The organism is Myxococcus guangdongensis (assembly GCF_024198255.1).
In the GTDB taxonomy this organism is placed as follows: Bacteria; Myxococcota; Myxococcia; order Myxococcales; family Myxococcaceae; genus Myxococcus; species Myxococcus guangdongensis.
Window position 1 is genome coordinate 18544 of the sequence record NZ_JAJVKW010000005.1, and the last position, 12490, is coordinate 31033.

The 12490-nt window shown below is 69.6% G+C and carries 11 protein-coding genes and 1 pseudogene; 3 read left to right on the plus strand and 9 right to left on the minus strand.

Annotated elements, in window-relative coordinates:
• Positions 1 to 29: 29 nt before the first annotated feature.
• Entirely contained in the window at positions 30 to 1457 is a 1428-nt protein-coding gene (locus LXT21_RS16620; RefSeq protein WP_254039124.1) for an MFS transporter, read from the minus strand.
• Positions 1458 to 1727: 270 nt separating this feature from the next.
• On the opposite strand from LXT21_RS16620, the gene LXT21_RS16625 reads away from it, so the two are divergent.
• Positions 1728 to 2165, plus strand: coding sequence for a DUF2383 domain-containing protein (locus tag LXT21_RS16625; protein ID WP_254039125.1), 438 nt, complete (start codon positions 1728 to 1730; stop codon positions 2163 to 2165).
• Between the two features lie 350 nt (positions 2166 to 2515).
• Positions 2516 to 3208, plus strand: coding sequence for a hypothetical protein (locus LXT21_RS16630; RefSeq protein ID WP_254039126.1), 693 nt, complete (start codon positions 2516 to 2518; stop codon positions 3206 to 3208).
• A gap of 6 nt (positions 3209 to 3214) precedes the next feature.
• Here the strand turns inward: LXT21_RS16630 and LXT21_RS16635 are convergent, their stop codons facing one another.
• From LXT21_RS16635 to LXT21_RS16645, 3 genes are all read right to left on the minus strand, one after another.
• Positions 3215 to 4309 (minus strand): hypothetical protein, encoded by a 1095-nt coding sequence (locus tag LXT21_RS16635; protein ID WP_254039127.1) that lies wholly within the window; start codon positions 4307 to 4309, stop codon positions 3215 to 3217.
• Between the two features lie 21 nt (positions 4310 to 4330).
• Positions 4331 to 4891 carry a DUF2378 family protein gene (locus LXT21_RS16640; protein ID WP_254039128.1) on the minus strand — a complete coding sequence of 187 codons (561 nt, stop codon included), beginning with the start codon at positions 4889 to 4891 and terminating at the stop codon, positions 4331 to 4333.
• A gap of 106 nt (positions 4892 to 4997) precedes the next feature.
• Complete coding sequence (locus tag LXT21_RS16645; RefSeq protein ID WP_254039129.1) at positions 4998 to 5180, minus strand: hypothetical protein; 183 nt, start codon at positions 5178 to 5180, stop codon at positions 4998 to 5000.
• Between the two features lie 572 nt (positions 5181 to 5752).
• Between LXT21_RS16645 and LXT21_RS45655 the strand changes: the two are divergent.
• Positions 5753 to 6040: pseudogene (locus LXT21_RS45655) on the plus strand (VWA domain-containing protein); the annotation flags it as partial.
• Positions 6041 to 6707: 667 nt separating this feature from the next.
• Here the strand turns inward: LXT21_RS45655 and LXT21_RS16655 are convergent.
• The 5 genes from LXT21_RS16655 to LXT21_RS16675 all read right to left on the minus strand — a co-directional run bounded on the left by LXT21_RS16655 (position 6708) and on the right by LXT21_RS16675 (position 12404).
• Positions 6708 to 7670 carry a VWA domain-containing protein gene (locus LXT21_RS16655; protein ID WP_254039131.1) on the minus strand — a complete coding sequence of 321 codons (963 nt, stop codon included), beginning with the start codon at positions 7668 to 7670 and terminating at the stop codon, positions 6708 to 6710.
• A 62-nt stretch (positions 7671 to 7732) separates the two neighbouring features.
• The gene (locus tag LXT21_RS16660; RefSeq protein WP_254039132.1) at positions 7733 to 9979 is read right to left on the minus strand and encodes an RCC1 domain-containing protein; all 2247 of its coding nucleotides are present in this window, start codon (positions 9977 to 9979) and stop codon (positions 7733 to 7735) included.
• A gap of 24 nt (positions 9980 to 10003) precedes the next feature.
• Positions 10004 to 11161 carry a hypothetical protein gene (locus LXT21_RS16665; RefSeq protein WP_254039133.1) on the minus strand — a complete coding sequence of 386 codons (1158 nt, stop codon included), beginning with the start codon at positions 11159 to 11161 and terminating at the stop codon, positions 10004 to 10006.
• Positions 11158 to 11490, minus strand: a complete 333-nt coding sequence (locus LXT21_RS16670) for a hypothetical protein (protein ID WP_254039134.1) — start codon at positions 11488 to 11490, stop codon at positions 11158 to 11160. Before LXT21_RS16670 ends, LXT21_RS16665 begins: the two co-directional genes overlap by 4 nt.
• An 86-nt stretch (positions 11491 to 11576) precedes the next feature.
• On the minus strand, positions 11577 to 12404 hold the full coding sequence (locus LXT21_RS16675) for a hypothetical protein (RefSeq protein ID WP_254039135.1): 828 nt from the start codon (positions 12402 to 12404) through the stop codon (positions 11577 to 11579).
• Between the last annotated feature and the right edge of the window lie 86 nt (positions 12405 to 12490).

A 12490-nucleotide genomic window follows, 5' to 3' on the forward strand; every position in this document is an offset into this window, starting at 1 on the left:
GGGCGCGGACGGCCAGAACTGCGACGTGCTCAAGACGGGGAGTTCCCCGTCGCCGAGAGCTTGGTCTCGGGCACGGCGTCGGCCGCGGGCGGTTCGGAAGGAAGCGTCGAGGCGAGCGGAGGGGAGGCAATCACGTCCGGAAGCTCTTCCTGGACGCGCCGCGCGCGGGGGGATGAAAGCAGCAGGCCCACGGCGCACAGCACCGTGAGCCCGATGACGACGAAGAGGAGCGCGATGCCGCGGCCAGGGCCGGTGCCCAGCAGGCGCCCCATGCTGTCCGCCAGCGCGCCGCCCGGAGCCATCCACGGCTCGAAGACGCGGTCGGCCAGCGGGCCCGCCACCAGCGTGACGAGCAGCACCGCGGACTGGCCCACCGTCTTGCGCAGCGCGGCCACCCGGCCCTGGATCTCCAGCGGCACCTTGGTCTGCCAGAGGACCTGCGAGTTGGCCGCGGTGAGCGGCATGGAGAACAGGAACAGCATCGCCGCGGTGGCGAGCAACGGAACGCTGGGCGGCAGCGCGGCCAGCAGCAACATCGCCGCCGCGATGAGCGGGAAGCCCGCCACGCCCCGCATGCGCCGCTGGGGGCCGCCCCACACGCTGGTGAGCACGCCCCCGGCCAGCATGCCCAGGCCGGAGACGGAGCCGATGACGCCCAGGCTCTTCACGTCCGTGAAGCTCAGCACCAGCGGCGTGATGAGCAGCAGCACCAGCGCCAGGCTCGCGTTGGTGAAGGTGGTGAAACACAGGAGATACGTCAGGCCCTGCCGCTCGCGCACGAAGCGCCACGCCTCCGCGAGCTCCGCGCGCATGGAGCGCTTGCCGGAAGCCCGCGCCGCGCTCGGCGGCGGCGAGGGGAAGCGCACCGCGACGAGCACGCTCGCGGCGAACAGGAAGCTCAGCACGTCCATGAACAGCACGCCGTGCAGGCCGATGCTGCCCACCAGCACGCCCGCGAACACCGGCGAGGCAATCTGGCTGAGGGCCGCGCCCAGCTCCGCCAGCCCACTGGCCCGTCCCAGGTGCCGCTTGGGGATGAGCAGCGGCGTCGTCGCCTGCCACGCCGGCCACCGGAACGCCGTGCAACAGCCCCCCAACAGGACGATGGGGTACATGTACCAGCTCTGGAACTTCAGCCAGCCCGCGTTGTCCGCCACCAGCAGCGTCCAGATGAGCCCCGTGGTGAGACCCGAGCCCACGTCGCTCCAGAGCATCGCCTTGCGCCGGTCCCACCGGTCCACCAGCACGCCCGCGAACGGCGACAACACCGCCAACGGCAACGTCGCGCAGAACGAGATGAGCACGAAGCGCGTCGTGGAGCCGGTCAGCTGGTAGACGTACGCGCCCAGCGCGAACGACGTCAGCCCGGAGCCGAACAGGGAGACGAACTGACCCAGCCAGACGAGGGCGAACGTGAGCAGCGGGCGCGACGGTGAAGCAGGCGACGGGGCGGTCATTCGTCGAGGAGGTGCGAGCTGGGTTGCCTGGCCAGCTTCCCACGGGCCAGGGGCACGGCACAGGAACCGGGGTACTCTGGGATCAGCTTCACAGCCCTGACGCATTCTTGCAAACAGACTACCCGGACAGTCGCGCCGGCCTCCGTGGAAACACGGACGGTGCGTGTGGCCCAGGGGAGGTGGCGGGGGAGGGAGCCCTCGTTGCGAGCCGCCGGCCGCGCCGCAACTTCTTGGAACTGCAACCCGTTCACCCTCACCAGGAGGCCGTCGATGGCTCAGGCTGGCAAGGATGTCGAGACGCTGAATTCCTTCTTGCGGGGCGAGATTTCCGCGGTGGAGACCTACCGCCAGGCGATGGGACACATCGAGCACGACGTGCGGCGGCGCACGCTCGAGGAGTGCCTGAAGGACCACGAGCAGCGCGTGGAGGCGCTCAAGGAGCGCATCCGGCAGCTCGACGGTGAGCCGGCGGAGGGCTCGGGCGTGTGGGGCATCTTCGCGAAGGTGGTCCAGGGCGGCGCGGACCTCCTGGGCGAGGACAAGGCCATCTCCGCCCTGGAAGAGGGCGAGGACAAGGGCCTGCGCGACTACGAGCAGAACGCGGGCAAGGTCCATGGCGATTTGCGGCGCTTCGTGCGCATGGAGCTGCTGCCCAAGCAGAAGAGCACGCACAAGAAGCTCAGCCACCTGAAGCACACCCTGCACTGAGGCGCGGGCGGCCCCGAGGACACGGGCCCGGGCCTGCGCGCGTCGCGGGTCCGGGCCCGCTTTTGTTGGGGCTCTCAACTTTCGGGAATGCGTGTGACCTTTTGAATGCCTGGGCGTCGGTGGACGTCGACGTCCGGGACGCACGTCAGGTGTCCTTCATGCAGGGGCGCGAGGCTCTTGGAGGTTGCCGACGGAGCGTGCGATAACCGGGGGTCCGCCGACGAGGCCGGAGGAGATGCATGTGGCTGGACGACAGCTCTTCGGAACGCGAAACCCCCTCGTCGGAAGGCGCGCGGCGCGAGCACGAGCGAAGTGTTCAGCATGAGCCCCAGGCACCGGAGCCCGTGAAGATGGCCCAGGCCCCCGCGGTTCCGAAGGAAGGCAGCCACGCGGGCGCGCTGAGCGCGAGCTGCGAGGCGCTCTTCCGCGCCACCGAGCAGGCCCTGCCGTGGGCCTGGAAGCTGTTGCAGCTGGCCAAGGGCTCGGGCGCGCTGGCCGTCGAGGCGCGCGGCGCCGCGCTGGAGTTCCTGGACCGCATCCCTCCGCACGTGCGTCGCGGCGTCAGCGAGCTGCTCGCGTACAGCAACCTCTGGCAGGCCGTCTGCACGCGACTGGGCCGCCCGGTGGCGCGCTCGGCGGAGGAGCTGTTGCGCGAGCTGAACGAGGACTTGCAGCTGCTCTTGCGCGGGGCGCAGGCGCGGCTGGGCACCACCGCGGCGTTGGAGCAGGGGCTGTTGTTGCACCTGGGGCGGCTGCGCGAGTCGCGCGGCAAGGAGCCCTCGGCGGCGCTGGAGTTGAGGGCGTCGCTGGATGCCTTCACGCACGCGGTGACGCAGGTGATGTCCTCGGCGAGCGCGTACCGCCGGGCGTGGGAGTCCGCGCAGGCGGAGCTGACCGAGTCGGCGGAGTGGCTCGGCGCCGGAGACCCGGGCTTCTGCGCGTGGCTGGCCGAGCACCTGTCGGCGTCGGTGCCCGCGTGGCGGGAGGCGCACGCGTCCAGCCGCCTGTTGCAGGAGCTGGGCGCGCTGTCCGGCCCTCCGTAGTCGCGCCTAGACTTCCACCAGGATGCGGTGCCGGTAGAGCTCCAGCAGCACGTCCTCGGACAGGTCCGCCTGCTTGTGCTCGCGCAGGTGGTGGCGCACGGCCTCCACGCTCTGTCGCCCGGTGAACTCCACGAGCAGCCCGTAGGCCTCACCGGGCAGGGCCACGGCGTCGAAGTCGCTGTACGCGCCCAGGGCCACGCTGCCGTCGGGCATCCACTGCACGGTGGCGTCCGCGTTGAACTTGAGCGTGCGCGGCAGCTTGGAGGACACGGCGGTGCCCAGGTGCGCCTCCAGCCCCTTGAGCTCGATGAGGCCGTCCAGGCCGAGCAGCTTGTCGAGCCCCGCCGCGTCCAGCCCGCGCACCAGCCGGTGGCACTCGCGGTAGTAGTCCAGCTCCAGGCCCACGTAGCCCTTCCACAGGTCCGCGTAGGTGCGCGCGGGAGGCGGCGCGTCGTCCAGGTCCTCGACGGCGAGCGGTGAGGGGTGCAGCTCCGGGCGGTCCTTGCCGGACAGGATGTAGTCGGGCAGCAGCTGCAGCGCGGTCCAGCGCGACAGCTGGATCTCCGTCAGCGTCAGGTACGTCTTGAGGGACATGTAGAACTTGCGGCCGTCCGCGCCCGCCACGTACTTGCAGAAGAACGTGGAGCACACCGCCTCGCGGTAGGGCCAGATGGTGCAGCCGCCGCTCTGCTGCGCGTAGTAGGGGCAGCGCAGCGACGCGGCCCGACCGAAGAACTGGGTGCCGTTCTTGTAGAGGAAGTTGAACTTGGCGGGCGGCTTCACCCACTGCGGCGTCACGCCGATGCGCGCGGCGATGCGCGCCTCCATGCGCGAGCGGCCCTCGGAGAGCTCCGGTCGCTCGTCCGACAGCAGCGCGCCCACCAGGTAGTTGGGCAGGCGCGGGAAGTAGGTGCAGCACTTGGTGTCGGGGCGGAACAGGCGGCTGACGCCGTCCACGGCCTCCACGCTGCCCTGGGCGGAGCCCTCGCACATGGCGCAGTTCGAGCAGGTGGCCTTGGTCTCCTCGGGGACGTCCTGGCGGAAGAAGCCGGGGAGCAGCTCGCGGTAGAGCTCGGGGAGGGAGTCGAGGAGGCGGGGCATCAGGGGGCTCGGGGAAGGAGGTCAGCGAGCGGAGGGGTCGTACCACTCGAGCCGATAGGTACAGGAGTCCTCGTCGTGACGGGTGCGGGAAATGGTCAGCCCGCGCACACCGATGCGGTGCAGTCCTTCTTCGAGGACCCCTTCGACGAAGCCCTCGGTGGCCTGGGGCTCGTTGAACCAGAGGTCCGCGGTGGTGGGGTTCACCACCGTGACGCGTGTCTCCGTGAAGTTGTTGCCGCTCCTGAAGTTGTGCGTCATGCGGCCCAGCGAGCGCATGGGACCCAGCACGCGCGCCAGGGTGAGCACCGCCGCGCCCATGACCGTCTGCGCATAGCCTTCAATCATGCGTCGCGCGAGCAACCGGCGCGCCTCCTCGAGCGTCCGGTCCGGATGGAGCGCGCGGGCCACGGTGTCCAGGCAACTCACCCAGACGGCGTGGGGATAGGCGGCCTGGAGCGGACCGTCCAGGTCCATGCCCATCTCACGCAGCTCGTTGCGAAGGTCGTAGGACAAGTCCTTGTCGAGGGTCTTCAGATACAGGCTGTCGACCGTGTTGCCGAAGATGACCCGCTCCTGGCTCATGCGCTTTCCCCCGAGGTCGCCGGCCACCCACCGGCGCGCGCATTCTCTCCGGAGCCGACCTCCCAAGGCCAGTCCCGTCGACGTGCCCCGCACGGTGGGGGGGAGCTCAGGGGATGACGGGGCCGGCGTTCGCGATGGCGGAGAACACGCTGTCGTGGTTCGAGATGAGGGCGAAGCCACCCGGGTCGTTCGCATTCTGGGGATGGCCCGTCCGGAGCTTGTTGAGGACCTTCCACTGCCAGGACTGCGGCGCGAAGTGGGGGTACGGCGCCGCGCTCCAGGGGCCCACGCACTGCGCGCCCAGGGGTTCGGCGTGAAGGCAAGTTGCTCGATGTCGCTCGACCCCTCGAACGATGACACGGCGAAGTGGCGGGCCGCCGTCGAAGGCGCGAGGCCGCGTTGCTGGGCGCGACGGATGGCCTTCTGCAAGCGGATGCGCCCATCCGACTCGATGGCGTTCATGACACCACTCCGGTCGATGAGCAGGATGACGTGCTGCTCGTTGGCGTGGGCGGTCGCCATTCCTCCCCTGGGGCTCGCGCGGCGGCCTTTCGTGAGGTGAATCAGGCGTTGGCTGACTTCATTCTGGGTTGATGTGTTTTTGTTTGAGGTAAGGACTGTCCACTATTTCTCGATATTGCAATGCGTGGCATAGGACTGATGACGCCCACTGTCTGGCGTTTCGGACCCGCTCGTCGAAGTCGAGGTCCAAGTGGGGCGGGCCTGACCCTGATTCCGTGACGAAAGGATGACCCCGTGACGAAACACGCAGCCGTCGTTCGTTGGGCCATGCTCCTGGGACTGTGGGTGTTCTCCATTCCAGGCGTGGTGATGGCGCAGCCAGTTCCCCCCTTCAAAGAAATGCATGTGGTCTTCCTGATTGATCGCAGCGGGTCGATGACGACTGTGCGCTCATTGGACAATCGACAGCGATTTGCAGTGGGAATGCAAATGGCCAGAGATGCCGTGGAGGCGGGGTCGTCGATACCGCGATACATGGCGGTCTGGTCCTTCGAGAATAATTCATATCAGGTGCATCAGGATTTCACGACGGAGCCCCAGCTCATCTTCAACGCCTTGAGCGCCTTGCAGGCGGGGGGGGGAACGACCCCTCTGGCCTATTCCGCCTGTGAAGCGGTGAATCGGCTGAAAGGGTTTCGCACGAATGTCTTCGCGCAGAAACGGATCGAATTGACCTCCGACGGCCAGGAGAATGACAGCCCCGTGGGCTCCGAGTGCCAGGGGCCGGACAGCCCCACGACGGCGCCCCAGTCCTGGCAGTGGAAGGTGAGAAACAAGCTGCGGACCGGAAACGCCCAGAATACCAATGTGCCTCCGGCCGGCTTTGAGATTGTTTCTCACATCACCTTCTTCGGGAGCTTCCTGTCCCTTCGGGATGGCGGCTCGGACGTGGCTCCGGAGGTCTCGAGGGACGGGAGGCTTGTCGCGGATGCGAACATTCCAGCCCCCGCCGGCGGCCCCTTCGTCAGGTATCTGAGCGCCATTGCCGAGGAAGCAGGTGGTCGGCTCACGATCGTCGAGGACAACCAGCCCGTTCCCGCGCTCGGTGACGTGGACCGGAACGGGTGCGTCAACAATGTGGACCTGGACCTGGTTCTCGCCAACTTCGGGAACACCGTTCCGCCGGGGGACAGGCGGGCCGACATCAACGGCGACCTGATTGTCGACTACAACGACTACTCCATGGTCATCGCGCAGTGGGGAATGGGCGGTCGATGCAACGTGACCTTCTGACCTGAAGCTTCGGGGTGCGGACCCGGCGATGTGTTTCGTGCCGGGTCCGTGCCGGGGTCGATCATTCTCGCCGCACGTTCACGGGGACCCAAGGCTGTGGCCCACTCGTGCAGCCTCGGCCCAGATTGCCCAGGACGATGCTGTAGTCAGTGAAGTCCACGACCTTGTCTCCATTGAAGTCGGCCTTGGGGTCTCCGGGGGGGATTCTCAGCCCGTAGTTGGCGAGCATGAGGTAGTAGTCCTTCGAGTCGATGCACCCGTTGCCATCCGTGTCACCCGGAATGGGAAGCGGTCGTGAGTCCTCGATGGGCATGTATTGACCGCCCGAGTCGCGCGACAGCCCCCGGAGCAAGGTGAGGAAGGGGGACTCGAGCGGGTCCGCGAAGGGCGACAGGTTGAGGTGGTTGTAGAAGACGTCCGCGTCGAACACGAGCTGGAAGGGATTCGGGCTGTCGCGCAGCGGGTCGCCCGTCTTGAGCATGTTGCGGACCTTCCACTGCCACGAGCCCTCCTCCAGGTCCGGGTAGCGCTTGTTGCTGGACGGCCCGTAGCACAGCGAGTCTTCGGGCGTGCTGTTCTCCTCCCCGTCGGAGATGAGGTGGACCACCTTGCGTGCGTCCACGCCGGGCTCGAACTGGAGCAGCTCGTCCGCGGCATCACAGACGGCCACCGCCAGCGGCGTGGCCCCCAGGCCCGAGGCCAGGTTGTTCAGCGTCGTCACCGTCGACGCCCCGTCCATGAAGCCCTGCTCACGGCGGTAGGTGGCCCCCTCGAACGTCCACACGGCGAAGCGGCGCGGCAGGACGTTGGGCGTCTGCACGAAGTCGCGTCCACGCGTCACGGCCTCCACGAAGCGCGTCTGGCCCGAGGCGCGTGTCGTGAGCATGGAGCCGCTGCGGTCGATGAGGATGATGACGTGCTCCTCGGTGAAGGACCACGCTTCGGTGCCGCCCAGCAACACCAGGGCAAGTCCGCTGGCCGCGAGCGCGCCAGGCGCCCGCCCGTTCAGTCTTCGAGGCAACATGGGTGTCTCCTTGTCGGGTGCTGCGGAAGGGACCTGACGGCCGTCCCGTGAAGCGTGGCGCCTCAGAACATCTCCACCTGTGTGGGGATGAGGCGGTCATCCCGCGTGCCGTCGCCCAGCTGCCCCTCGCCGTTGTAGCCCCACGCCCACGCCGTCCCGTCCGAGCGCAGCGCCATGGAGTGGTGGTCTCCCGCGATGATGGCCACCGCGTTGCTCATCCCCGCCACCATCACCGGCACGTGGCGGTTCTCCAGCTGCCCGTCGCCCAGCTGGCCATCGAAGTTGAACCCCCACGCGCGCACCGTGCCGTCGGAGCGCAGCGCCAGCGAGTGGAAGTTCCCCGCCGCGATGGAGACCACGCCCGTGAGGTTCGACACGGGGCCGGGCGCGTTGAGGTTCGTCGTGGAGTTGTTCCCCAACTGTCCCGAGCCGTTGTAGCCCCAGGACCACACGGTGCCGTCCGAGCGCAGCGCCAGCGAGTGGTAGCCGCCCGCGACGATGCCCGTCACGCCCGTCAGCCCCACCACCTGCACCGGGACGATGTGCCAGGCGTTCGTCCCGCTGCCAATCTGGCCGTCGAAGTTGTAGCCCCACGCCCACACGGTGCCGTCCGAGCGCAGCGCCATCGAGTGGCTGTGGCCGGCGGCGATGGCCGTCACGCCCGCGAGCCCCGTCACCTGCACGGGCACGTCGCGGTCCACCGTGGAGCCGTCGCCCAACTGGCCATAGCGATTGAAGCCCCAGGCCCACACGGTGCCATCCAGGCGCAGCGCCAGCGAGTGCAGCGCCCCGGCGGAGATGGCTGTGACCCCCGTGAGATTCGCCACGCGCACCGGCTGCGAGCGGTCCTGCCGGGTGCCGTCGCCCACCTCACCCCGGCTGTTGACGCCCCAGGCCCACACGGTGGTGTCGCCCTTGAGCACCACGGAGTGCTTGTTGCCGGCCGCCACCGCCACCGCGCCCGACAGCCCCATGCGCGCGGGGGTCAGCCGGTCCGCGCCCGTGCCGTTGCCCAGCTGGCCGCTCTCGTTGTCGCCCCAGCTCCAGATGTTCCCGGATGCGTCCAGGTAGACGGAGTGCAACTGGCCCGACGTGACGCCCGGGTTGCCCAGCGTGTTGGTCGTCCCCACGCGCACCGGTGACATGCGCGGCTGGAAGGTGCTGTCACCCAGCTGGCCGAACGCGTTGTCGCCCCAGGCCCAGACGGTGCCGTCCGCGCGCAGCGTCAGCGAGTGTTTGAAGCCCGCCACCAGCGTCACGCCACCCGTGAGCCCCGCGAGGATGGGCACCCGGCTGCTCGTCAGCGTCCCGTTGCCGAGCTGCCGGTAGCGGTTGTCACCCCAGGCCCACACCGCGCCGTCCGAGCGCACCGCCAGCGAGTGGTAGTTGCCGGCCACCACGGCCATCACCTCCGTCAGCGGCACCTGGATGGGCGTGGCGCGGTTGGTCACCGTGCCGTCTCCCAGCTGCCCCGTGGCGTTGAGTCCCCAGGCCCACGCCGTGCCGTCCGAGCGCAAGGCCACGCAGTGCGACGCGCCCGCGGACACCGTCGCCACGCCCGTGAGGCCGAGCACCTGGGCCGGCTGCCCGCGGGTCGTAACCGTGCCATCGCCGAGCTGCCCGCTGCGGTTGTCGCCCCAGGCCCAGACGGTGCCGTCCGAGCGCAGCGCCAGCGACGTGTTGCCGCCCGCCGCCACGGCGATGACCTCGCGCAGGCCGGGGACCTGGACGGGCAGCGAGTTGCTCGTCGCCGAGTGGGGACCGACCTGCTTGTAGCGGTTGTCACCCCAGGCCCAGACGGTGCCGTCCGAGCGCAACGCCACCGAGTGCGAGAAGCCCGAGCCCACCGCGAGCACGCCCGTCAGCGACTGGACCCGCACCGGCTGCACGCTCGCGCTGGTCGTCCCCGTGCCGAGCTGTCCGGAGTAGTTGTCGCCCCATCCCCAGACAGTGCCGTCCGAGCGCAGCGCCAGCGAGTGGTAGTCACCCGAGGCCACCGCCACCGCGTCCGTGAGCTGGCTCACCTGCACCGGTGTCGGGCTGTCGGTGAGCTGGCCGTTGCCCAGCTGTCCCTGACGGTTGTAGCCCCAGGCCCACACGGTGCCGTCCGAGTGCACGCCCACCGAGTGGTATTGCCCCAGCGACAGGCGCGACGCGGAGCCGCGGCCGGCGAGCGGCACGAGGACCTGTCGCAGGGGCGGCTCGGGTGGCGCCGTCCACTCGCCGCAGCCCGCCAGCAGCCACAGGCCGAGCAGCAGGCACCCTGAGAGCGGACTCCTCGACGTCGCAGCAGACCTGTTCCAGAACATGTTCGAGCCTCCTCGGGAGGGCCGTCAGCGACGGCACCAGGACTTGCCTTCGGTATCCTCGCAGCCGTCCACCACCCACCGGGCGACGAGCGCCCTCAGCTCGGAGGGCAGCTCCACGCCCGCCATGGGCATGCCGGGCGAGGCCGCCACCAGGCCGTGCTCGGCCTCCAGCGCGCGCGTCTCCAACCGCCGCCAGAACTCCTCGCCGGACTTCTTCTTCAGATAGGTCTTCAGCCCCTGCGCGTCCGCGGTGAAGGCGCTGGCGGCGCGCGGGCTCGTCGCGTGGCAGTGCACGCACGTGGCGTCCCGGAAGAACGGCCCCCAGAGATACGCGAGCATCGGCGGAGGCACGGGGCCCGGCGCGGCGGCCTGCTTCACCGCGAGGGCCGTGACGCGTGCATCCAGCTCACGCTCCTTCTCCCGTCGCTGCTCGTCGAACAGACGGTGCAGCAGCTTCGCCTCGTCCAACGTGAGCGGCACCTCGGGCATCTGCCGGTCCGCGCGCGCGTGGGGCGAGGGCTCGCGGCAGTACTCGTAGGTCCACTCGGGCGTGTAGAGGCCCAGCGACACGCCGTCGCGTCCGGAGAGTGGACGCGGGCCGGTATGGCACGCGGCGCAGCGTGCCTTCCACAGCGCCTCGGCGGCGGGGCGCTCCTGGGGCGTCAGCCTCGCCAGCGGCGCCTCCTTCGCGGGCAGACGCACCGCCAGCAGCGCGGCGATGTCCTGCACGTCACTGGGGCGGAGGGTGGGGTAGGCCATCATCCGGGGCGCGCGGCTGCCCTCCTTCTGCGAGAGCGTGCTCGGGCGCTTGAGGAACGCCGCGAGGCCCCGCGTGGAGATGCGCGGCACCGCGTGTCCGGGCTCCTCGAGCCGCTCCGGCGCGTTCATGTACGACAGCGGCGTGGTGGCCAGGTGGACGAGCTTGTCCTCGCGCACCGGCACCGCGAAGTAGCGAGGATCTGCCTCCCGCTTCTGTCGCTTCCGGGCCACGTCGTTGATTTCGGCGTGGCAGCCGTAGCACTGGCTGTCGGTCCACCGGCCCAGGCCGTTGGCGAAGCGCGTCTGGGGCTCGGTGCGCTGGGACGTGTGGCACCCGGTGCACTCCTGGGCCACCACGCCGCGCGCGGACGCGGACGCCATCCCCGCGAGCAGCACCAGCACGAGCGCGGCCAGGGGCCTCACGGCGCGGCCTCCTCCGGTGGGGTGAGCCTCACGCGCGTGAGGTCTTCCGCCTCCCATCGCGCCAGGCCTTGCACGACCTGTCGGAAGTCCGCGGCGGTGGCGGCCTCCGCGCTCGACTCACAGGCCTGGTAGGCGCCCACCAGGGCGAGGCCGGACACGGACCACGTGGGCTCCGCGGAGCCCGTGGGCGGTGGCAGCCGGGTGACGATGCAGCGTTGAAGCCTGGCGCGGCGTTGCTGGGGCGTCTCGCCCTCGTCGGGGTCGTCCTTGTCCGAGCACGCCATGCATCCCACGAGTCCCATCAGGACCCAGACCCATCGTGTCTTCATGAAAAGCTCCCGAGCCGGGAGCGTCATGGCCACGCCATGTCCGCCCCCGGCTGCCGATGTGAGGGTTCGAGTGTCCGGGCGCGGCGTCAGCCGTGCTCGAGCGCCAGCGGCGCGGGCGTGCAGATGGCCGAGGAGCTCCCGGCCACCGCGGGCGTCATCGTCGCCGTCTGGGCGGCGAGGTCCAGCGTGAAGGCCTTCACATACGTCTCCCAACCCACCTGCGGATCCGGGGTGACGAAGAGCGAGGGATTGGTCTGCGCGAGCTTCGCGGACTCGAAGAGCACATCCCAGCTGTTGCCCGTCACGCCGCCGCTGGGCTGCGACTGGAGCGCGCCGTTCGTCGCCAGCACCTGGTTGATGCCCGGGACGTTGAGCAGCGGGCTGGAGGGCGCGCACAGCGGCACGGTGACGCGCAGGGTGATGACCGGATTGGCGGCGATGTGGGCGCGCACCATGGCCTCGTCCGCCGGCAGGAAGTGGACGCTGATGCCGCACACCAGCGGGTAGTTGCCGCCCACCGCCTTGGGCTTGTAGCTGGCGGGGATGCCGGGGAGCAGGTCGATGATGGCCTGCGTCGGCTGGCAGCCCGTGGCGGGCATGGTGGGCAACAGGCGCGCGTCCGTGACTCCGTGACGGCTGATGAAGCCGTTGTACAGGTTGAGCGTATGGGCGGTGGGGTGCAGGTTCACGAACAGCCGCCGCATGCCGCCCACCGTGGCCACGGAGTCCGTCGCGACCTGGGCGTACTGCGTATAGAAGATGGGACCGCGGTTCATGCCCATGTATGGGATGAACACCATCTCCGACTCGCGAATGGTGCGCGCGTAGTCGAGCGGGGGCGTGTCCGTCTGGGCCTGGGCGGGAGCAGCCGCCAGACACAGGGCGAGCGTGAGACAGAGCGAGAGCAATCGCATGGGTGCAGGGCCTGGGGTGAGGATGGAAAGGGGGGGCGGAAGCCGCCAGGAAGGTGGCCTCCGCCCCGAAATCGAAAATCAGCGCG

Bases quoted from the DNA above. Each gene is read 5' to 3' on its own strand.
- LXT21_RS16670 (WP_254039134.1), bottom strand. From the start codon at position 11,490: ATGAAGACACGATGGGTCTGGGTCCTGATGGGACTCGTGGGATGCATG.
- LXT21_RS16660 (WP_254039132.1), bottom strand. From the start codon at position 9,979: ATGTTCTGGAACAGGTCTGCTGCGACGTCGAGGAGTCCGCTCTCAGGG.
- LXT21_RS16635 (WP_254039127.1), bottom strand. From the start codon at position 4,309: ATGCCCCGCCTCCTCGACTCCCTCCCCGAGCTCTACCGCGAGCTGCTC.
- LXT21_RS16675 (WP_254039135.1), bottom strand. From the start codon at position 12,404: ATGCGATTGCTCTCGCTCTGTCTCACGCTCGCCCTGTGTCTGGCGGCT.
- LXT21_RS16625 (WP_254039125.1), top strand. From the start codon at position 1,728: ATGGCTCAGGCTGGCAAGGATGTCGAGACGCTGAATTCCTTCTTGCGG.
- LXT21_RS16630 (WP_254039126.1), top strand. From the start codon at position 2,516: ATGGCCCAGGCCCCCGCGGTTCCGAAGGAAGGCAGCCACGCGGGCGCG.
- LXT21_RS16640 (WP_254039128.1), bottom strand. From the start codon at position 4,891: ATGAGCCAGGAGCGGGTCATCTTCGGCAACACGGTCGACAGCCTGTAT.
- LXT21_RS16620 (WP_254039124.1), bottom strand. From the start codon at position 1,457: ATGACCGCCCCGTCGCCTGCTTCACCGTCGCGCCCGCTGCTCACGTTC.
- LXT21_RS16655 (WP_254039131.1), bottom strand. From the start codon at position 7,670: ATGTTGCCTCGAAGACTGAACGGGCGGGCGCCTGGCGCGCTCGCGGCC.